19 protein-coding genes are annotated in these 21557 nt (G+C 36.5%); 3 read left to right on the top strand and 16 right to left on the bottom strand.

The window, feature by feature from the left end; translation table 11 throughout:
* Positions 1 to 26: 26 nt before the first annotated feature.
* The 6 genes from CVT13_RS03445 to gltX form a co-directional block, all read right to left on the bottom strand.
* Positions 27 to 707, bottom strand: a complete 681-nt coding sequence (locus CVT13_RS03445) for an MqnA/MqnD/SBP family protein (RefSeq protein ID WP_107811609.1) — start codon at positions 705 to 707, stop codon at positions 27 to 29.
* The gene (locus tag CVT13_RS03440) at positions 704 to 976 is read right to left on the bottom strand and encodes a barstar family protein (RefSeq protein WP_107811608.1); all 273 of its coding nucleotides are present in this window, start codon (positions 974 to 976) and stop codon (positions 704 to 706) included. Before CVT13_RS03440 ends, CVT13_RS03445 begins: the two co-directional genes overlap by 4 nt.
* Positions 973 to 1479 carry a ribonuclease domain-containing protein gene (locus tag CVT13_RS03435; protein ID WP_103579639.1) on the bottom strand — a complete coding sequence of 169 codons (507 nt, stop codon included), beginning with the start codon at positions 1477 to 1479 and terminating at the stop codon, positions 973 to 975. Before CVT13_RS03435 ends, CVT13_RS03440 begins: the two co-directional genes overlap by 4 nt.
* Before the next feature lie 9 nt (positions 1480 to 1488).
* Complete coding sequence (gene upp, locus CVT13_RS03430; RefSeq protein WP_103579638.1) at positions 1489 to 2115, bottom strand: uracil phosphoribosyltransferase; 627 nt, start codon at positions 2113 to 2115, stop codon at positions 1489 to 1491.
* Positions 2116 to 2199: 84 nt separating this feature from the next.
* Entirely contained in the window at positions 2200 to 3453 is a 1254-nt protein-coding gene (locus CVT13_RS03425; protein WP_103579637.1) for a malic enzyme-like NAD(P)-binding protein, read from the bottom strand.
* Positions 3450 to 4829 (bottom strand): glutamate--tRNA ligase, encoded by a 1380-nt coding sequence (gene gltX / locus CVT13_RS03420; protein ID WP_107811683.1) that lies wholly within the window; start codon positions 4827 to 4829, stop codon positions 3450 to 3452. Before gltX ends, CVT13_RS03425 begins: the two co-directional genes overlap by 4 nt.
* Before the next feature lie 70 nt (positions 4830 to 4899).
* On the opposite strand from gltX, the gene CVT13_RS03415 reads away from it, so the two are divergent.
* The gene (locus CVT13_RS03415) at positions 4900 to 5730 is read left to right on the top strand and encodes a peptidylprolyl isomerase (protein ID WP_021091056.1); all 831 of its coding nucleotides are present in this window, start codon (positions 4900 to 4902) and stop codon (positions 5728 to 5730) included.
* 92 nt (positions 5731 to 5822) lie between these two features.
* Here CVT13_RS03415 and CVT13_RS03410 read toward each other — a convergent pair whose 3' ends face one another.
* Positions 5823 to 7925: a TonB-dependent receptor gene (locus tag CVT13_RS03410; RefSeq protein ID WP_107811607.1), complete on the bottom strand. Its 2103-nt coding sequence runs from the start codon at positions 7923 to 7925 to the stop codon at positions 5823 to 5825.
* Positions 7926 to 8217: 292 nt separating this feature from the next.
* Positions 8218 to 9276, bottom strand: a complete 1059-nt coding sequence (gene yedE / locus CVT13_RS03405; protein WP_107811606.1) for a YedE family putative selenium transporter — start codon at positions 9274 to 9276, stop codon at positions 8218 to 8220.
* A gap of 134 nt (positions 9277 to 9410) precedes the next feature.
* Between yedE and CVT13_RS03400 the strand changes: the two genes are divergently transcribed.
* Positions 9411 to 10610, top strand: coding sequence for a molybdopterin molybdotransferase MoeA (locus CVT13_RS03400; RefSeq protein WP_107811605.1), 1200 nt, complete (start codon positions 9411 to 9413; stop codon positions 10608 to 10610).
* Between the two features lie 18 nt (positions 10611 to 10628).
* The gene (locus CVT13_RS03395) at positions 10629 to 11630 is read left to right on the top strand and encodes a TerC/Alx family metal homeostasis membrane protein (protein WP_107811604.1); all 1002 of its coding nucleotides are present in this window, start codon (positions 10629 to 10631) and stop codon (positions 11628 to 11630) included.
* Between the two features lie 120 nt (positions 11631 to 11750).
* On the opposite strand, the gene CVT13_RS03390 is transcribed toward CVT13_RS03395, so the two are convergent.
* The 8 genes from CVT13_RS03390 to yedF form a co-directional block, all read right to left on the bottom strand.
* A complete protein-coding gene (locus tag CVT13_RS03390) occupies positions 11751 to 12314 on the bottom strand; it encodes a MotE family protein (RefSeq protein ID WP_107811603.1) in 564 nt (187 codons plus the stop codon).
* Positions 12314 to 12736 carry a flagellar export protein FliJ gene (locus CVT13_RS03385; protein ID WP_107811602.1) on the bottom strand — a complete coding sequence of 141 codons (423 nt, stop codon included), beginning with the start codon at positions 12734 to 12736 and terminating at the stop codon, positions 12314 to 12316. The genes CVT13_RS03390 and CVT13_RS03385 overlap by 1 nt, the downstream gene beginning before the upstream one ends.
* Positions 12733 to 13983, bottom strand: coding sequence for an adenylosuccinate synthase (locus CVT13_RS03380; RefSeq protein ID WP_084041659.1), 1251 nt, complete (start codon positions 13981 to 13983; stop codon positions 12733 to 12735). Before CVT13_RS03380 ends, CVT13_RS03385 begins: the two co-directional genes overlap by 4 nt.
* Positions 13984 to 13985: 2 nt before the next feature.
* Positions 13986 to 14852 (bottom strand): ATP phosphoribosyltransferase regulatory subunit, encoded by an 867-nt coding sequence (locus tag CVT13_RS03375; RefSeq protein ID WP_103624594.1) that lies wholly within the window; start codon positions 14850 to 14852, stop codon positions 13986 to 13988.
* On the bottom strand, positions 14852 to 18946 hold the full coding sequence (locus CVT13_RS03370) for a diguanylate cyclase domain-containing protein (protein WP_107811601.1): 4095 nt from the start codon (positions 18944 to 18946) through the stop codon (positions 14852 to 14854). The genes CVT13_RS03375 and CVT13_RS03370 overlap by 1 nt, the downstream gene beginning before the upstream one ends.
* 146 nt (positions 18947 to 19092) lie before the next feature.
* On the bottom strand, positions 19093 to 19722 hold the full coding sequence (locus CVT13_RS03365) for an NAD(P)H-dependent oxidoreductase (RefSeq protein ID WP_107811600.1): 630 nt from the start codon (positions 19720 to 19722) through the stop codon (positions 19093 to 19095).
* 92 nt (positions 19723 to 19814) lie between these two features.
* Complete coding sequence (gene selD, locus CVT13_RS03360; RefSeq protein WP_410470344.1) at positions 19815 to 20837, bottom strand: selenide, water dikinase SelD; 1023 nt, start codon at positions 20835 to 20837, stop codon at positions 19815 to 19817.
* The gene (gene yedF, locus CVT13_RS03355) at positions 20834 to 21433 is read right to left on the bottom strand and encodes a sulfurtransferase-like selenium metabolism protein YedF (protein ID WP_103592831.1); all 600 of its coding nucleotides are present in this window, start codon (positions 21431 to 21433) and stop codon (positions 20834 to 20836) included. Before yedF ends, selD begins: the two co-directional genes overlap by 4 nt.
* Positions 21434 to 21557: the final 124 nt, after the last annotated feature.

Here is a 21557-nt window from a genome sequence, read left to right as displayed (position 1 = left end):
GGTAGCTGCTAAGAAGCTATAAAAATTTAATTCTTTTTTGCTACTTTTAATAATCTATTTTCTTTAAAAAATTTTCTGAGTGATTTTTGCTCTTTTGGGCCTATTTTGTAGCTTATAAATTTCAAATACCACTTGATATCTTGTTCGCTTATGTCGCGACTTTTGGCATACTGGGCTAAGATATAGTTTGGGATCTTTACATTTTTTTGTAGAAATTTTGCGACCAGTTTTTTGTAGAACGAGCCATTTTTTACGTAAGAAAACCTACCAAAAACAAATGGCAAATTTGTCTTTTCGTGCCAAATTTTACCAAGGTCGTAAAAGCACTCTTTGCCCTCGCTTAAGTATGCCTTTAGCGCCCTGTCGCCTATGATCACCTCTCCATTTAGTTTAAGCACCTTGGCTAGGGCGTTTGAGCTAGCTGAGGCAGGATCTGGCTTTGGGGCTGAGTTTTTGCGAACAAGCACGCTTTTTACATCTTTTTTGGCGACTATTCCAAAATTTAGCTTCTTTAAATTTGCCTTTTTGCTTGCTATGCTTGAAATAACTGCAGCATCGATCTTTCTGGCGTTTAGGGCTCTATTTAGCTTACTTGGCACGCCCTTTTTAAACTCGATCGCCTTTTTTATCTGAGAGCTTAGTGGGGCTGATTTTAAAAAAACGTGAAATGGGAGTAAATTTAGATAATCAATCTTTCCAAATATCATTTTTCATCTTTTACAAGCTCAAATTTAACTAGCTCATTTTCGTTGCAAACGTCACGAAATAGCTGGGTTAAGCTCTCTTTTGTGGCACTATCCAAAGCATTTTCGTTTTTTAGCTTTATAAGCGTTGGCTCATTTATCTCGCAAAGGCAGTCAAAGAGCGCGTCTAAATTTTTGCCGTAGTACTCTGGCAGGTCAAATTTCTTAGCAAAATACTCATGCATCTTCTCTTTTTCGAGCATCTTTTTGGCATCTAAGATCACGCTTTTCATTGCATCCTCTTCTCATAAAGCAGGTAAAAATGCTCGTAGTGATCGGGCGTGTAGTAGATAAGCCCGTCGTTTGAGTATAAAATTCTCTCAGCGCCGCGCCTACCACCATTATAATTTACATCGCACTCAAACCACTTTCTACCATCAGCCTCTGGCAGCCTTTTTTCTCTGTTTGAAAATCTATCTCCGCCGATACTTTTGCCACCGCTTATCTGCCATAAATTTCCGCTTTTTGTATCCCAGCCAAGATTAAGTGCCTCTTTTTTGGTTATGAAATTCTTTGGTAGCTTGTTAAATTTATAGATATAAAGAGCGACCTCATCTTTTGAAGTGTATGAGCCATTTTCTGCAAGACTCTGGCTTTTTTGTCCCTCTTTGTTTAGTTGCTCAAGTAAAATTTGAGCATTTTTATTTGCTTCACTACCATTATTTGAAAAGAAAAAAGTGCCAACAATAATAGTAATGATAAAGGCGACTAAGGCTGGCAAAAGTCTTTTATTCAAATTTTGCCCTTAAAGCGTGTTAAAAACTCTATCGCCAGCATCACCAAGACCTGGAACGATATAGTTTTTCTCATTTAGCTTCTCATCAATCGAAGCTGTATAGACCTCGACGTCTGGGTAAATTTCGCTAAATCTCTTTAGCCCTTCAGGAGCAGCGATGATAGAGATAAATTTGATCTCCTTAACGCCCTTTTCACGTAAGAATTTGACCGCATCTATCGCCGTGCCACCAGTTGCAAACATAGGATCGATGATGATCGCCATGCGTTCTTTTGCGTCTTTTGGAAGCTTCGCGTAGAAAAACTCAGCTTGTGCTGTCTCTTCGTTTCGCTGAAAGCCCAAAAAGCCCACACTCGCATCTGGAATGATAGTAAAAACGCTATCAAGCATACCAATAGCAGCCCTTAAGATGGGGCATATCATCACTTTTGTAGTAAGCCTCTTTGCATCTGCCACCGCAACTGGAGTTTGGACTTTGACATCTTTTACCTTTAAATTTCTAGTCGCCTCAAAGATCATAAGATAACTGATCTCATCAACTAGCATGCGAAACTGAAAAGGTTGGGTGTTTTTATCACGTAGAATGGTTAATTTATGCTCGATCAGTGGGTGTGAGATGAGCTTCACGTTTTGCATTTTTTATCCTTAAATTTACTGTTTTTACAAGGTTTATCTTTACAAAATGCCAAAAAGAGTTTAGCCCAAAATTTGGGCTAAAATTTAAAATCCTTTTGCAAGTTTGGCTTTGTAAGCCTCAACATCAAAGTCTTTTACTCTTGCTACACCATCTTCAACCGCAGCTTTCGCAACCGCTGGAGCGACTGCTGTTAGCACGCGTTTGTCAAATGGTTTTGGGATGATGTACTCTTTGCCAAATTTTAGCTCACTAACACCACTTGCTTTTAAAACTTCAGCTGGCACTGGCTCTTTTGCAAGCTGCGCAAGCGCTCTAGCTGCAGCCATTTTCATATTTTCAGTGATCTTTTTAGCTCTAACGTCAAGTGCGCCTCTAAAGATGAATGGAAAGCCTAGAACGTTATTTACTTGGTTAGGATAGTCGCTTCTGCCTGTGCCCATCATAACGTCACTTCTTACAGCCTCAACGTCCTCTGGATAAATTTCAGGCACTGGATTTGCAAGAGCAAAAATTATAGGCTCTTTATTCATAGATGCAACCATCTCTTTTGTAAGCACTCCTGGCTTACTAAGACCTAAAAACATATCAGCACCCTTCATCGCATCAGCTAGAGTTCTGTCCTCAGTCTCAAGCGCGAACTCTACCTTTTCAGGTGTAAGGTCTGTTCTTTTTGAGTGAATTACGCCTTTGCTATCTATCATCACGATATGTTTTGCACCAAGTGCTTTATACATCTTCGCGCACGCAATACCAGCCGCACCTGCGCCGCTAACTACGATTTTTATCTTAGATATATCTTTGCCAGAAATTTCCATCGCATTTATCATGCCAGCACTTGTTATCATCGCAGTACCGTGCTGATCGTCGTGCATGACTGGGATATCGACTGCTTCTTGAAGCTTCCTTTCGATCTCAAAGCACTTTGGAGCACGGATATCTTCTAAATTTATACCGCCAAATGTCGGAGCAAGAGCCTTGCAAATCTCAACGATCTTATCTGGATCATGCTCGTCTAGCTCAATGTCAAAGGCATCAACATTTGCAAATTTTTTAAATAAAACTGACTTTCCTTCCATAACTGGCTTACCAGCGATAGCACCGATGTCTCCAAGTCCAAGAACAGCCGTGCCGTCAGTGATAACGGCTACTAGATTTGCTTTATTTGTATATTTATAAGCTAGTTCATTATCAGCTTCTATCTCTTTGCAAGGCTCTGCAACGCCAGGCGTATAGGCCATTGAAAGGTCTCTTGATGTTTCGCAAGGCGTCTTTACCTTTATCTCGATCTTACCGCCTATATGGTAGTTTAATGCTTCTTCTTTAGTTACATGTGTCATTTTTCTTCCTTTAATAAATTTTGTATTCTATTTTTCGTCTCGCTACTGCCCACTACTTCAAGCACTTCAAATATGCTTGGGCTCACGCTTGAGCCAGTTAACGCTATCCTTAGAGCCTGAGCTAGGTCTTTTAGCTTTAAGCCATTTTGCTCTAAAAATTTATTTGTTAGCTCCTCATAGCCCTTTGCGTCAAGGTCACGATCTAAAATTTGAGCAAATTTAGCCAAAATTTCTTTGCTATTTTCATTTATAAATTTAGCCCATGCTTTCTCATCGTAGCTTTTTGGAGCGTTGATGATCGCGTTTGCACTATTTGCCATTTCGATTAGTGTCTTTGATCTCTCACGGAGCGAATTTAACAGCAACTCACCCTTTGCCAAGGCTTTAAAATTTACGCCAAACTCGAGCATATCATGAGCTAGTCTCTCATAAGGCAAAGTCTTGATGTAATGAGAATTTAGCCAGTCAAGCTTTTGAGCATTGTAGGTGCTTGAGCTTTTGTTGATATCGTTTGGATTAAAGTATTTAAGCATATCATCAATGCTAAAAATTTCATCATCGCCATGACTCCAGCCAAGACGAACAAGGAAATTTAAGAGCGCTTCAGGCAGATAGCCCATCTTTTTATACTCCATGACATCGGTTGCGCCATGCCTCTTGCTAAGCTTTTTACCATCCTCGCCGTTTATCATCGCTACGTGATAAAATTTTGGTACCTTAAAGCCAAGTGCCTCGTAAAGAACGATCTGTTTTGGGGTATTTGAGAGATGATCATCGCCGCGGATGACGTCCGTTACACCCATTAGTGCGTCGTCTATCACGACCGTGAAGTTATAAGTCGGTGTGCCGTCGCTTCTTGCGATGATGAAGTCATCTAATATGTCTTCAACCTTAAATTTAACCTCGCCCTTTATGCCATCATGTATAACGATCTCACCGCTAAGTGGGGCTTTGATACGGATGACTGGCTCGATGCCAGCTGGAGGCGTGCCAGTAAAATCTCTATATCTATTATCATATTTTGGACGCTCTTTTCTTGCCTCTTGGCTAGCTCTAAGCTCTTCAAGCTCATCCTTGCTCATGTAGCATTTATAAGCTTTTCCTTCTTCAAGAAGCTTTTTTACATACTCCTTGTAAAGATCAAATCTCTTTGACTGATAAGTCACTTCGCCGTCATGATCTAGCTTGCACCAAGCAAATGCCTCTTTTATGGCTTGCGTGGCCTCTTCAGAGTTTCGTTTTAAGTCAGTATCTTCGATGCGAAGTAAAAATTTTCCATTATTAGCTCTTGCGTATAAATAATTATAAAGGGCTGTCCTAAGTCCGCCTATATGTAGGTATCCAGTAGGCGACGGAGCAAATCTAGTAACTATCATTTTGTGCCTTATTTTTATGTTATAATTGCCCAAAATTATATTTACTAAATACTTAAATAAAGGTTTTATTATGAAAAAATTGCTCTTTTTGGCTGCTGGCATGCTAAGTGCTTTAAATTTATATTCGGCTCAGATGATAAACGGTATCGCAGCTATTGTAGAGAACGAACCAATCACGCTTTATGAAGTTTATAGCTTGAAAGAGCAGCTAAGAGCTAGCGAACAAGATGCCTTAAATTTACTCATAAGAGATAGACTCGAAGATGCTCAGATAAAAAATTTAAACATTAGTGTAACACCATTTGAGCTAAACGACAGGATCGAATCAATCGCAAAGCAAAATGGTATGACAAATTCGCAGTTTAGAAGCTCTATCCAAGCTCAAGGCATGGACTTTTTGGAGTTTAAAAACAACATAGAAAAAAAGATGCTTCAAGAAAAGCTTTATAAAAGTATCTTGGCTGAAGCTGGCAAAAATGTAAATGAGCAAAAAGCAAAGATGTATTTTGATGCTAATCCTGATAAATTTAAGGTCTTTAGCACCGCTAGAGTCGTAGTTTATAGAGCAAAAGATCCTGAGCTACTTGAGGCTCAAAAGACAAGTCCGAAGCTGCTAGACGGCGTACAAACACAAGAGGTTAGTTTGGACTATCAAAGCATAGATCCAAGGCTTGCTGCGATCATCTCAAGCACAAATAACGGTGACTACACACAGCCTTTGCAAGGTCCTGACAGCTTTGATATGTTTTTAGTAAAAGAGAAGATCGGCTCATACACACCAAGCTTTGCAGATGTTAAGGATAATGTTATAAACGAGCTTTATCAAGGTGAGCAAGAAAAACTTATGGCTGATTATTTTGACAAACTCCGCGCAAAAGCAAAGATTCAAATTTTAAGATAACTTCAAATTTAGCCATCTTTGGTGGCTAAATTTCTCCAAATTTCACATGACAAAAGATTACACCGCCAAATAGAAGGCGGTGTAAATTTTAGTTAAAAAGTGTAGTGCATATTTAGCATAAACGATCTCTCGTCGCCCGGTCTTGAATCAGAACGCCAGTATTTTTTATTTAAGATATTATTTATCGCTAGTGTTATTTGAGCGTGTTCGTTAAAGTTATATCCAGCACTTGCATCAAATCTAGCAAAACCAGAAAGATGTTCGTCTATAACTCTACCATTAGTATTACTTGTGCGGTAGCTATATCGTTTAGAGTATCCTGTTACACCACTTTCGACATACCATTTGTCGTTTTTAGCATATCTTAAAAAAACATTGCCCTGCCAGTTGGTTGTATTATTTAGACTAAGTTTTTCGTTTAATGGATTTGACTTGTCATTTACGATGATGGCTCTCATGTATCCAAGTGAGCTTCTAAGATATAAATTTTCATAAATTTGGCCCAAGATATTTAGCTCTATACCACGACTTCGCTCTTTACCTCGCTCAGCCCAAACATAAGGGTTATTTTTAGAATCTGGTTGGTATTTTATATTATTATGTTCGATCTGAAATATAGCTAGGTTTGAGCTAAATTTATTATCAGCCCATGTGCTTTTTAAGCCAATTTCGTATTGCTCATTATTCTGTGGTTTTAGATCAAGCATCGTTGTATCGCCTATACTTATACCTATATTCCCGCGACCACCGTATGGAGCAAAACTCTTTGAGTATGAAGCATATGCGGTATGCTCTGGTAAAAAGTCCCACAGCAAGCCAACTCTTGGACTAAAAGAGTGCCCTTTGTAGCTATTTGTCATATTTGTAATATTTCTTGTTTTAAATTTATAAAAGTCAAACCTTCCGCCAACAAGTAGCCTATATTTATCATCTAGGCTTATTAGATCTTCTAAAAATACTCCATTATTTATAGCTTTGTGTTTATTGTCGGTCGTAAGCGGCATGTAACCCACACTACCCCAACTTGATCTTGATGCGTATGGATTTATGGTCACACTTTTGGCTTTATCATACCAAAGCCTTGGATGGCGAGTTTCTACACTATTATCGTAGCCAAAAGTAAGATTATGTTTAAATCTTGTAAATTCAAGCTCTTTTGTAAGTGTTATAGCATTTGAGAGCGTGTCGTTATCAGTTTGTTGTTTAGCATAGTTTTGCTTTAGTCTATTTCCGGGCATGATGGTACCACTAAAATAATGATCGAAATTTTGACTAGCTTTTCTATAACCAAAAACCCATTTTAAATTCATATCCTTTACTAACTCTGCATTTAGCTCGGTACGGAAGAAATGAAGCTTATCTTCAACAAAGTCTCCATCATGAGAAAATCCCTTTGTATAGTCGATACCAAGCTTGTCATAGACACTTTTTGTTGGCATTCTATCAGGTACACGCCAAGCATTATCATATGTGTATTGCGCCTCAAAGCTTACCGTTCCGCCATCATTTGTCACGATAATGCTTGGACTTACCATAAAATTTTTATATTTTACGCCCTCTCTCCATGATTTTCCACGCTCCATATCAGTCGTTAGTCTTGCAGCTAATTGATTATTTACTACGTGATTTATATCGATACCACCACCATATCTACTCCAGCTACCAACTCTTCCTGAGAGCTTATAAACAGGCATAAAATTTGCCTTCTTACTAACTAGATTTACAACCGCACCGCCATCGCTTCTTCCATATAAGATCGAAGCTGGTCCTTTTAAAATTTCAACTCTCTCAACATTTGCTGTACTGCGTCTTATCTGGCCAGAATCTCTAACACCATCTCTATATATATCGCCACCATCAACACTAAAGCCTCTTATCTTGATGTTCTCGCCTCTCATATCATAGCTTGCATCAATACCAGCATTTCCTTCTAGGATACTTGAGAGATCATTTGTGCCGTAGTTTCTGTTCTTTTGTATATCTATATTTTCGATAGTTTGTGGCGTCTCTTTGTTACTGAGTCCATTTCTATTGATATCCGCACTATCATACGCGATATAACCTTTTAGGGTATTTTGCTCCGAGATACCTTCCACCTCGATAGTTGGTAAAACAACTGAATAATCACTGTTATTTGTATCTAAAGCCCACAGCGAGCTAAAGATCAGTGATGAAGCAAGTATGCTAAATTTCATAGAATTCCTTTAGATAAAATTAAAATCGATATTCTATATCAAAATAGCTTAAAATATTTACGTTATATTGATACTTATTAAACTTTGCTAATTCATTGTTAAAATTTAGTTCGATTTAGAATTATCGTTTGCCATATCTTAAAACAAAATGCATTACTATTGCCGCTAAAAAATTTTAGATTAAGGCTAGTATTTTAATGATCACACACCAACGTGAGCTTTTTGAACTTTTTGATGAGGTGATAGATATAAAAAGTGAGTAAATTTGACTGCAAAGGCAGCCAAATTTATATTATGCTTTTTTAGTAAAAACTCCGACATAAATAGCATAGATAAAGCCGATCGCTACGGCATATGGAGCATAAGGAGTGATGCCAGCTCCAGAGCTTGCAAGTATGAAGTTATGGCTTATCGCAGCGCCTGCTCCCATGCCTAAAACAAATACAGCTGAGCTTAAATTTCCAGCTCCCATTTGCACTAAATGTTTGCCTGGGCAGCCATAACTTAGGCTAAAGCAAAGACCAGCCAAGCTCATGCCAAGGAAATTCCAAAGGACGTCATTATGAGCGATAGGTTGAGCTTCAAAGCCAAATTTATATTGTCCAAGAGCTAAATTTGTGATACTTGCAAAAACGATGATAGATACAATGCCATAAAACATTGAAAGATCACGCTCAAAAACTTTGCTAATCGCTCCAACTGAGCAAAATTTACTTCTTTGCATAAAAATGCCAATAACAATGGCGCAAATAAGTGAGATAAAGATATTTGCATGCTGTGAACCTGGGCCTTTTTCTGAGCTAAATAATGCACCATTATCGCCAAGTTTTAAACCAAAGACAAGGGCTATTAAAAGCAAAATAGCAATGATTAATGGCAAAAACGCAACTGGTTTTGTAGTGGCATCATTTTCAGGTATGACGTAACCATTTTTCTTAAAAAATCGTCCAACAAAAACGCCAGCAAATAGACCGACAAGACCAGCAATAGCAGTCATATCTCCGCCGCCAAGGCGCAAAAACGCTCTCCATGGACAACCCAAAAAGATAAGGCAACCAATCATAGCAAACACGCCTAAGAAAAATCTAGAAAAAGCCGCACTACCAGATACTGTAGTGAAATTTCTACTCCAAAGCATACTTGCTAGAAAGCCTCCGATGATAAGACCTAAAATTTCTGGCCTTAGATACTGCACGACCTTAGCTTGGTGAAAGCCAAGAGCACCTACGCTATCCCTTAAAAAGCAAGCCGCACAAACGCCCATGTTTGCTGGGTTGCCAAAATAAACAAGCACTGGGCCAAGAATGCCAAGGCTTGCACCTGCGATGATGTAAAGCACTGTTTTATTCATGAATTTTCCTGTGTATAGGGTAAAATCAAACTGATTTCTTAAATGGCATTTTAATAATCATTAAATAAAACAAAGATTAATTTTTTAAGAGCGAAATGGATAGAATATGCAAAAATTTCATAAAAAGGATAAAAATGAAAGATTTTATGAGTTACGCAGATAGCCTAAAAATTCTAAAAGATACAATAAATGCGTGGGAAAAGGTCGAAAAAGTAGCCATCACGGACGCACTTGATAGAAATATCGCCTACGACGTAACAGCCACTGAAAATTACCCAGCAAAGCCGGTTTCAGCGATGGATGGATACGCTTTTGCCTTTAAAGATGGCCTAAGCGAGCTTGAGCTCATCACAGACCTGCCCGCTGGAAGCGACAAAGGACTAGTCATAGAGGGTAGTAAATGTGTAAAAACTTTCACTGGCTCACTAATGAGCGAAGGCACTGATACTCTTGTGCCGGTAGAAAATGTCGAGGTTAACGGCTCAAAAATACTCATCAAAAAGAGTGTGCCAAAGGGTTTTGCCGTGCGCGAAGTAGGAGAAAGCTACAAAAAAGGTGAAATTTTGATCAAAAAAGGCACACGTCTAACCTACGCTGATATAGCACTTCTTGCCGAGCTTGGTGTCTTTCACGTAAGCGTTTTCATACGCCCAAGAGTTGCGATACTAGCAACTGGTAGCGAGATAAAAGACCTTGGCGAGCCATTAGAAAATCCAGCGCAAATTCACAGCTCAAATCACGTAGGCATCGCTATGCAGATACGCAAAATGGGTGCAGAGCCGATCCTTTGCGAGATCGTAAGAGATAAAGCCGAGCTTGTCGAAAAAGCGATCATAAACGCACTAAAATCAGCTGATATATTAGTGACGACTGGTGGCATAAGCATGGGTGATTACGACTTTGTAAAAGGCGCTTTAAATGAAAATTTTAGTCTTATCATCGAAGGTGCTGCCATAAAACCGGGCCGTCACATCAGAGTGGCAAAGTCAGGCGATAAATATATCTTTGCACTGCCAGGATTTCCGTACTCGGCAATGGTTATGTGTGTGCTTTACGTGAGGGTCTTAATAAATGCGTGGTTTGGTCAAGAAGAGCCAAAGATCACGGCGATAATGGACGAAGACTATAAAAAGCGTTCGCCATTTTTAGAATTTACGGCTGTAAATTTAGAAAATCGTGAAGGAAAAAATTTTGTAAATCTAAATGGCAAAAAGCTTGGCAGTTCAGCGATCGTAAATAATTTGACAAACAAAGCTGCACTTTTAATGATCCCAATGGATAAAGAAATTCTTAAAAAAGGCGAGATAGTAGAAGTCTTGATGATGCCTTGCTAAAAATTTTAAGGATAAAAGTTGAACGCATTAGAAATTCAAACAATTATAGTTTTTATTATAATGGCATCACTTGCCTTTGGAATAGATCTTTTTGCTCATAAACATGATGAGAAAATTTCACTAAAACAAGCTGGCATTTGGTCTATCTTTTGGATAGGAGTTTCAGTACTTTTTGGCATATATTTATATTTTGAGCGAGGCAGTGAAATAGCAAGTCTTTATTTTGCAGGATATGCGCTAGAAAAGTCGCTCTCGGTAGATAATCTTTTTGTGATGATGGCGATTTTTTCATGGTTTAAGATACCTGAAATTTACCGACACAGAGTGCTTTATTTTGGCGTTATAGGAGCTATGGTATTTAGACTCATCTTTGTAGCCGTAGGTACGATGCTTTTTGCCATCTCGCCTTGGATGGAGCTAATATTTGCAGCAATAGTCGCATATAGTGCCGTAATGATGATAAAAAAAGATAAGTGTGATGAGGATATAAAAGATTATTCAAACCACATAGCTTATAGGGCAGTTTATCGCTTCTTTCCGGTTTTACCACAGCTTTTTGGACACAGTTTTTTTGTTAAATTTAGCGAAATTTCTAAGCAAATTTCAGATAGTCAAAAAACTACTCTTAACGATCAGATTTTAAGGCTAAAAGCTACTTGGATAGCAACACCATTATTCTTATGTCTTTGCGTGATTGAGCTAAGCGATGTGATATTTGCTTTTGATAGCGTTCCAGCCGTCATTGCTGTGAGCAAAGATCCTATCATTGTTTATTCAGCGATGATATTTGCAATACTTGGGCTAAGAACACTTTATTTTGTGCTTGAAGCACTCAAAAATTTTTTAAAGTATTTAGAAATTTCTGTGATCGTGCTTTTATTTTTTATCGTAGCAAAGCTAGCTGTAAATGCGACTGCTCATATCTTTCATAACGGATTTGAAATTTCTGCACAAATTAGCCTTTTTATCATTCTAGCCATCCTTGGAGTTGGGGTCGTAGCAAGTTTGGTTAAAAAATAGTTACCACAAAAGTATACAAGCTAAAGTTAGGCAAGCTTAAAATTAAAAAATTATAAGCATAGTGCTTTATGTTTGGTGTCTAAATTCTTTAAAATTTTACTTGTTTGTGTAAAAGATTGATTACTGTATATTTATGCTACCAGCTGGAGTTCGCATATCGCCTTTTTCATCAGCAAATGGTGGTCCTTTTTGAAGCAAAGTGGTGATCTCAGATGCTACTTTTGGATCCATTTTTGCCATGATAGTTGATATCTTTTTGGCATCAAGAGCATAAAGTATGGTGGCTGCGTTTGATCTAGGCATTTTAGAGAGAACCTCAGCTGCCGCGCCATCTTTCATCTTAGAATATGACTCATTGACTTTATCGCTAGTCATTGTGCGAAGTTCTTTTAAAATTTTCTCATTTTTGGCGACCACTTCATCGATCTCTTTGCGTTTTTGCTCGATCACTTTCATTGTCGCATTTAGATCAGCTTCTTTTTTGGCAAGCTTTTTATTATTTTCTTCATAGGCTGCTGCTGAGCTTGCGCGAAATACCTCTAAAGCTTGGCGCTGTTCATCTATGATCTCAAGTTCCTTTGAAATTTCTTCTTTTCTAGCTTCAAAAATTTGCGTACAGTCAACTGGCACTTCAAAACAAAATGCAAAATTTAAAATAGTTAAGAATAATAAAACCACTCTCATCACAACTCACTCTTAGTTGTAAATTTCATCACTGCAAACTCATCAAGTGCAAGTGCTTCAGCCTTTTGTATGCGTTTTATCTCTTTTTTAAACTCTTCTTTTTCTAGATATTTCATCTTTTCGTACTCTAAATTTGCATTTTTATATTTATGTTCGTAATACGAAACCTCTTTTTTAGCTATTTCAAGGCTCTCTTTGCAGGCATTTAACTCTTGCCTTGCTATCTTTATAAACTCTAAATTTTCCTTTAACTCGCCTATATTGCCACTTTTTGGCAAGCAAAATTCCTCAAGCCTTGCTCTTAAATGCACTAAATTTTCTTCAAAATTTCTTACATTAAGCCTAGCAACGGCGAGCTTTGCCTCTACCTTATCCATCTCTTGTTTTTTTACACGGACGATAGAGGTAAATTTACTTTTCATCTAATGATCGTATCGCTTCTTTCGGGGCTTGTTGAGATGTAGCCGATCTTTACGCCAGTTAGCTCTTCTATTCGCTCGATATAAGCTCTTGCATTTGCTGGCAGATCTTCATATTTGCTTATGCCTTTTACGCTATCCCAGCCTGCAAGTTCTTCATAGATAGGAGTTGCATTTTCAAGATCTGTCGGCATATAATCGATAGTTTCGCCATTATATTGATAAGCCTTGCAAATTTTTACCACTTCAAATCCATCAAGTACATCAAGCTTCATGAGCGCATAAGTATCGACACCATCGAGTCTTGAAGCATATTTTACACTCACAGCATCAAACCAGCCACAACGTCTGCGGCGACCTGTTGTTGTGCCAAATTCCTTACCGATATCACACATCTTATCGCCACTCGTGCCTTTATCTTCTGTTGGGAAAGGACCAAAGCCAACACGAGTCGTATAGGCCTTTATGACGCCTATTACTTCACCTATTTCTTTTGGATTTAGTCCAAGACCTGTGCAAGCACCTGCACTTATGGTATTTGAGCTAGTTACGTATGGATATGTGCCATGGTCGATATCTAAAAGCGTGCCCTGAGCGCCTTCAAGCAATACCTTTTTATTTTCATCAAGTGCCTTCCATACTAGGTTTGTAGTATTTGCGATAAATGGAGCCAAAACCTCTTTATATCTTTTTAGCTCTTCAAGCAATTCGTTCTCATTAGGAATTTTTACTCCAAGTGCGTCAAATACGCATTTGTTTGTCTCAAAATCATGCATCAAAGCATCGCACAAACGTTCTGGCTCAAGTAGCTCGCCTACTCTGTGACCGCTTCTACTTATTTTATCAGCATAAGTTGGTCCTATGCCTTTTCCAGTCGTACCGATTGCTTTTTCGCCTTTTAGTCTCTCTTTTGCTTGATCGATTTGGCTATGGTAGCTTAGATTTAAATGTGCTTTATCGCTAATATAAAGCCTTCCTTCCAAATTTTCAAACTGCGCCATTTCAGTAATTAACACTTCTGGACAAACAACAACGCCATTGCCAATGATGTTTATGATATTTTTATGCAAAATTCCGCTTGGAACAAGGTGAAGCGCGTATCTAACACCATCAACCCAGATCGTATGGCCGGCATTATGGCCGCCCTGTGAGCGACAGATCATGTCATAGTTTAGTCCTAGCATATCAACTATCTTGCCTTTACCCTCATCACCCCATTGAACTCCAACTACTAAATCAGCCTTTCTCATTCTTACTTCCTTAAATTAATTTTTTCTTCTATCAATGCATCTGTATAAATAGCAAAACCACTATTTATTTTTCCGTCTATTTCGTAGCTGCCGCCACTTGCTATTATGCTGTTATTTCTTAAAAATCTAAAAAATAAACTATCGTAATATCTCATTTTCGAGTAATATAGCGGAACTATTCTTAAATTTTTATATTCTAAAGCGCTGGCTAAATTTCTCAAATTTTCAAGCGGTTCTTTTAATTTGCTTGGAGAAATTTTAATCACTTCATCCAGTTCATCAACTGACTTTAAAAGAGCAAGAGCGCTTAGCCATGGAACATTTTGAGATAAAATTTTCTCCATTTGTCCATTTTCAAAAATTTCAATAGGCACGCTTAAAATTTCACAAATCACTCTTGGAATTTGTATATTGCTCACTTGCAAAAATGTATCCATTTTTAGCTCATTAAGAAGCTTTGCTACGATATTTATGCTTTTTAAAACATCATTTTCACCGATTAGTTCGGCTCCGATTTGATAAATTTCTTGGCTTGGATAGCGAAAGACTGGCTGGATATAAAACCATCTTTTTGATTCGTTTGCTTTTAGCCTTCTAAGCACGATCCTTACAGTATCTACCGTACTATCAGCTCTTAGGCTTATTTCGTGATTTAGGCTATCGCTAAAACGTAAAAGATTTGTCGCATCTACACTTAAATGCTGGTGATATGAGAAAAATGGCGTTACGATCTCGCTAAAGCCTTCATTTTCTAAAATTTCACTAGCTTTTTGCTCAATCTGCCTCTTTAGCTTTGCGCTACTAGCAAAGTATAGCTTGCTTCCATTTGGGATTTCGTGCTCATAAACATTTAAAGCATTTTCATTCATTATTTATTCGCTCCACTCAAATTTAGATCATCATCGCATAACAAAATTGCCTCATTAGCTAAATTTATTACGTTCTCTTTGTCTATTTTTACAAGGATCGTATCTAAAATTTCAGCTAATTTTTCATTTATTGTTCTGATATCATCTACTTGATTTGCTATTTCGCCTTTTAATTTTTCGCTTATTTTTTCATCGCATTTAAGTAAATTTATCAAACGAATCATAAGCTCTTTTGCACCTACTATTTTGCAAAGCATATTGTAGTTCTCATCATCTTGAAAATTTCTTACATTTAGTGGAGATGATAGAGTGAATTTGAATTTGAGTACATCATCCAGGCTAAGCTCTGGTGCAAAAAGCCGTCCTTGAAATCTACTAAAGCCAAATCCAACAAAAATTTCAAGCATGCTTTTATCTTCTAAATTTTTTATCATGACATCAAAATTAAATGTATCTGATACATACTTTATCATGCGTATGGTCTTTAGCGCTTCTACTGAATCAAAAATTTGTTTGCAAAATCTCTTATCTATATTAAATCTATTTGTTTTTAACATGCCTAAAGCTTCTACTGAGCCTGAATAAGACGCAAAATCATCAAGCGAAAAGCTAACGCCTAGCTCCTTATAAGCATCAATATATCTAACAACATCATCTAAATTTACGCCACTTGCAGAGTCAACGATGTCTATGATTAACCCATTAGCGTCTAGTTGCTCATCTTCTAAAAGCTTTTTAAATTTCTCAAAAAACTCAGAAGTCATTAGCTTTTTAATGCATAAATTTACTCTAACTTTTGCATTTATTCCCTCTTTTAGCCATACAGCCCTAGCTTTTAAAGCATCTTTTAGTGTAAATAATGCAATAGCAACAACTGCTTTTGAGCCTTTTGCAAGTGGCAAGAAGTCTGATGGCCTTAATATCTTATCGCCATTTTTCCATCTAATAAATGCCTCAAAGCTGCTAACTTCCCCACTTTTTATATCAATCTCAGGCTGATATAGCAAGAACATCTCGCCAGCATCGATAGCTTCAATGATCTTTGAGTCATCTCTATATTCATTTTTAAAGTACGTATCTTTTTTCGAATTAAATACATAATACTTATTTTTTCCATTAAGCTTTGCTTGATACATAGCCCAATCAGCTCTTTCAATTAGATCATCAACACTAAGTGCATCGCCGCTTAAACTAATACCAATACTTACGCTAAGTTTTTTCTCATCATCATCAATAGAAATTTTACTCTGGCCCACTCTTAAGATGTTTTCAGCAGTTTCGTAAATTTCTCCCAAATTTTCATAAGGCATAGCACCTATAAACTCGTCCCCGCCTATTCTCGCAAATATTCCTTGTTTTGGAAAAATTTCATCTATTTTTTTTGAAATTTCTATTAGGATTTTATCACCTACTTGATGTCCATATCCGTCATTTATCGATTTAAAATTATCAAAATCAACATAAAAAGCTGCTATTTTTAAGCTTTTTTTCGCTTGTTTTAGTAGATTTTCTAGCTTATTAAAAAGCAAAAATCTATTTGGCAGTCCAGTCAGAGTATCGTGATACGCGATAAATTCGAGATACTCTTTATTGTAGCAATCATCATTTGCGCTTGAAGCTAGTAATATATATCCCTCTTGATCGCCAAACGCGTTTAAAAGCTTGCTTATGCTTATGACTTCGAGTCTATTTTTGCTTCGAACATCATGAATAAGACCTTGCCAAAAGCCAGTTATTTTAAGTGAATTTAAAATTTCATCTTTAATATCTTTTAGTCCGTTTTTAAAATTAATTATATCTTTTGAGTAAATTTTCTCTATAAAATTTTTATCTTTAGAAATGTCAAGCGTATCGAAAAAAGCGTCATTAGCATCTAAGATCCTAAACTCATCATCAAGCATAATAATTTGCTCTTTTGCGTATGAGAAAATTTTTGCTAAAAGGTCTTGATAAGAAAAAAAGCTATTTTGCACACTAAGATCTTGCATTGTGCCCTTTATAACGCTTACTTCACCATCATAAAAAGCTATTGCTTTTGCTCTAATCCTTACATAAATAATCTCTTTATCAGCCCTATAAAAACGCACTTCGCCATCATATACTTCACCTTTTTTTATAAGGTCAAAAAAGTCCTTAAAGCTTACAAATTCATCTACAAATATAGTTTTTGCGCGTTCAAAATTTATACTCATATCTCCATTTAATGCATATCCGAGCGACTTGGCGATAGCATTTGGGATATAAAGGGTGTCGCTTTTTTTATCCCATGAAAAAACAAGCGCTTGGCTTGCCCAAAGTATGCTTTGAAAATATTTTAATTCAGCATCATATTTTTCTTGCAACTTTGCTATATCGCTTAGGTCATTAAAAAAGTAGATGATTTTTTGCTCTTTGTCAGCACCATTATCTATAAATTTTACTTTTATCTTAAATGGCGTTTTGTTGTTTTCATTTGTTTGCATATTGGCTACGAGATTTATCTCGCTATTTTTGCTACCTTTTTCAAAGAATTTTTTAGATTCATTAGAAACATTTACAGCAAACTCATCTAAACTTTCAGGGCTTATTAGATCTTTTAAATTTATAAGCTTCTTATCTTGTGCGACTTTAAAGACACTATCGATATTTTGCGTACTTCTTACGATAGAAAATGGATCGCTGCTTAATGCTTCTGCTATTACATTTGGCGATAAAAACGAATAATCATTTATTGCTTCGTTATCCTTTTTCGTAAATTTTCCATCGTCAAGCTCATGTATAAGCATAAAATTTAGCCTAGAATCCCTTAGCTCGATCTGCGACTCTTGTAAAAATCCCTCTTTAGTGCCGCCATCTTTTGTTTTTAGCTCGATTTTAAAGCTCATATCACTATTTTGAGCGTCTTGTTTCATTTGCATAAACAATGCAAAATCGCCATCTATTAAATCATTTAAATTTAGCTCTATAATCTCATCTTTTGTGTAACCAACAGAAGATAAAAATGCATTGCTAGCATCAATAATATCGCCACTATAAGCATCATAAACTACTATTTTCAAAAAGCTTTGCTCAAAAATATAACCAAATCTACTTTTGTATTCTTCTAGCCCATCAGTTGCTTTTTTGGTTTCTATCTTTAGCTTGTTTATTCCATTTTTTATATCTTCAAATTCTGTTACATTAAGGCTTCGTCTTATCTCGCATTCATCGCCATCTAAAGTATCTCTTACCTCTTTTAAAGCTGGCATTATTCTATTTTTTACAAATTTTACATCTCTAACCCATAAAAATATGGAAGATATAAAACAAAAGATCGATAGCCAAAATAACACAAACTGCATAAAGATATGAAAATGTTTCGTTGAAGCGGTAATAACAAAAATTTTATACTCTGGCATATAGCTTATGAGATAAAAGCCCATATGGCTTAAAGAAAATATTATTTTATCCTCTTTAAACTCATCGCCAAGACTCACATAAGGCAAAAACATCGATTCATCAAATTTTTTATAAAACTCATCTCTTGATAAATTTCCATATTTATCTACCAGATAAGCATAAGTTTTACTTTTATCATCGTAATCTACATTAGTGTAGTTTTGCAAAAATTTTATATCAATTTGAACTAAAATGCTGCCTCCATTTTTTAGTCCATAAGATGCATAAATGTCTCTAAAACGACTGTTTTTATAAACTCGATCCGATACTGTAAATTTTCCAGCATCTGTCTCGTTTAAACTAAGCTGAGATAGATCATTTTCGGCTATGTCATCAGCACCTAAAAATCTCTTTGAATAGAGTAAATTTCTATTTTTATCAAAAACATAAAAAGCTATATAAAGATCGTTTTTTGTTGAATTTTTATCAAATAGCATATCGCTAAGACCTGCTTCAACCATTTTTGACTTTAAAAATAGATCGTTTTTTATTATAAAAAAGCTATTTGAGATTGATGATTTTATATTTGAATTAGTTGAGCTAAGATCATACTTTATATCGTTCGTACCGGCACAAACTACAAATAATGCTAAAAATATAAATGAGAGTAAAAGTAAAATAGCCTTTGTATAAAACATTTTTACTATTTGAAGGCTGGTTTTTTGTTTCTCAAGCACGATAGACACCTCGTTAGTTTAGGTTTTGGCTCTGATTTTATCCCATTTTTACTTGATTTGGGTTTATAAAGGTAAGTATTTATTTAGAATTTATTGATTTATTTAAAATTGAGCCAAAAATTTATTTAAAATTTGGCTCAAATATCTTAATAGATCCAAGTAACGATATCAGAAATTTCTCTGCGAAGTTTTTTTGGTTGTGGATTTAGGCGGTAGCCAAATGGCACCATGATGGACACTCTTTGAAGGCTCTCATCAAGCCCCAAAAGTTCATTTAAAGCGTGTCTGTCAAAGCCTTCTATTGGGCAACTATCAATGCCCAAACTTGCAGCTGCATTCATCATATTTGTGGCAATTATCATGCATTGCTCATGTGACCACTGAAATGTTAGCTCATCATCATTTTTAAAATTTGCAAGCAAAAAGTCATGATAAAATTTTTGCCTTGCAGCAATGGCTTCAGGGTTTTTATTGGTATTTCTAGCGATCATTTTATTAACATATGCGCTTCCAAATTTTACCTCTTTGATCTTAGCTAAAACGACAACTAAATGCGAGCAAGATGTGATTTGCGCTTGATTCCATGAAAGAGCTTTTATTTTTTCTCTAAGCTCTTTATTTTGAACGACTAAGATATCCCACTGCTCAAGGCCAGTTGAACTAGGGCTTAACCTGCCAGCCTCTAGTATAAAATCAAACTCTCCAGCACCGATTTTTTTGCTTTCGTCAAAAACCTTGCAAGCATGACGAAATTTTAAAATTTCAAGATAATTCATCATCTCTCCTTTATAGTTTTTGAAATTATAGAATGGTTAAGTAAATTAAAAGATTTCACTAACGCAATGGATAGCATGCTATTTTTAAAAATTTATCTTAAAAATATACCAAACTCGCTCTTTGACACCGCAGAGCCAACGATAGCCGAGCTTTCATAACCTACTTCTTTTAAGCGTTTTACTGCGAGCATCGCATCCTTTTCACCAACTGCAAGCAAAAGTCCACCAGAAGTTTGCGCGTCAAATAGTAAAATGTCAGCTTCTTTGTCTATAAAATGCTTTGCAAATTCGCGGTTTTTATAGCTTCCTTCTGGAATAATGCCCATATCTGCAAATTCCTTTGCGCTTGCAATGATTGGCACGTTTTTTTCATAAATTTCAAAACTGATCTTTTCATTTAGCATTTCACTTAAATGTCCCAAAAAGCCAAATCCGGTCACATCAGTAGCGCCGTAGACTTTGATGCCATCAAGTGCTTTTAATGCATAAAAATTTAGCTGTGCCATGATAGTTGCAGCCTCTTTTATCTGCTCCATGCTTAATAAATCAGCCTTTATTGCTGTGCTTAAAATGCCGCTTCCAAGGGGCTTTGTAAGTATCAAAACATTGCCATTTATGGCTGTATTATTTGCCCAAAATTTATCAGGATGTACCCTTCCAGTAACGCTAAGCCCATAATACATCTGCTGTGTCTCAATCGTATGCCCGCCAACAATAATGCCACCACACTCTTTTACTTTATCGGCTCCGCCTTGCAAAATTTCACCTAAAATTTCAGGTGCCAAGTTACAACTATCAAAGCCTACGATGTTTAGAGCATTTATCACCTCACCACCCATTGCAAAGACGTCACTTAAGCTATTTGCAGCAGCGATTTGACCGTAAATAAAAGGATCATTTACTACAGGCGTTATAAAGTCAAGCGTTTGAACAAGTGCAAGATCACTTGAAATTTTAAAGACACTCGCATCCTCGTTAGAATTGGTGCTTGAGAGCAGATTTGGATGAGATAAATTTAAACTACTAATCGTTTTGTTTAGACCCGACGGGTCAAGCTTAGCAGCTCAACCAGCGGCTCTAACGAACTGCGTAAGCTTTTTGTCGTGGTAGATCATAATTTGATTTGCTCGTGAGTTGAGAGTATATCGATGATCTCATAAGCATTTGAAATTTCGCCAATCGCAAGATCACTTACTAGCTTATAAGCCTCCAAGCAGCTTCCGCAGCTTAAAATTTTAACACCAGCAGCTTCAAGATCTTTAAGCGGCTTAAAGCTTGGATGTGAGCGATTTGTAGTCATCTTTACAGCGTTATTTACGCAGATTATTATCTTTGGCTTTTTCTCAACTTGAAGAAAAGCTCCCAGGAATTTTGATAATAAATTTATTCCTACTTCGCCGCTACCTGCACGCTCTTCATTTAGATAGAGTACTTTATTATTTTTTGGTGTTATGTCGCAGACAAACTCATCAAAATTTGTAAGCTCAAGCGCATTTTTGCCTTTTGTAGCTAAAATTTTAGTTTCGTTGCCATTGCTTTCGAGGCTAAAGTTTATATTTTGATTTTTTAAAAATCTTGAAATATTTTCTTTTGGGGCTAGTGCATTTACCAAAATTTCTAAGCTTTCACCTTCACTTAAGCCATCAAGTGCATTTTTTGTCATTATGACTGGTTTTGGACACTCTAAATTTCTACAATCAATTGTTGTCATGATTTTTCCTTTTGCAATTAGTATTTCAAACCTTGAAACTAGTTTGGATTATAGCCAAAAAATATTAATTATTTTAAAAATTTTAATGTATAAATTTGAGATAAAAGAGAGCTTTGACCTCGCT

This window comes from Campylobacter concisus (assembly GCF_003049085.1).
Lineage (GTDB): Bacteria > Campylobacterota > Campylobacteria > Campylobacterales > Campylobacteraceae > Campylobacter_A > Campylobacter_A concisus_H.
This window is presented reverse-complemented; position numbering and strand designations above follow the sequence as displayed.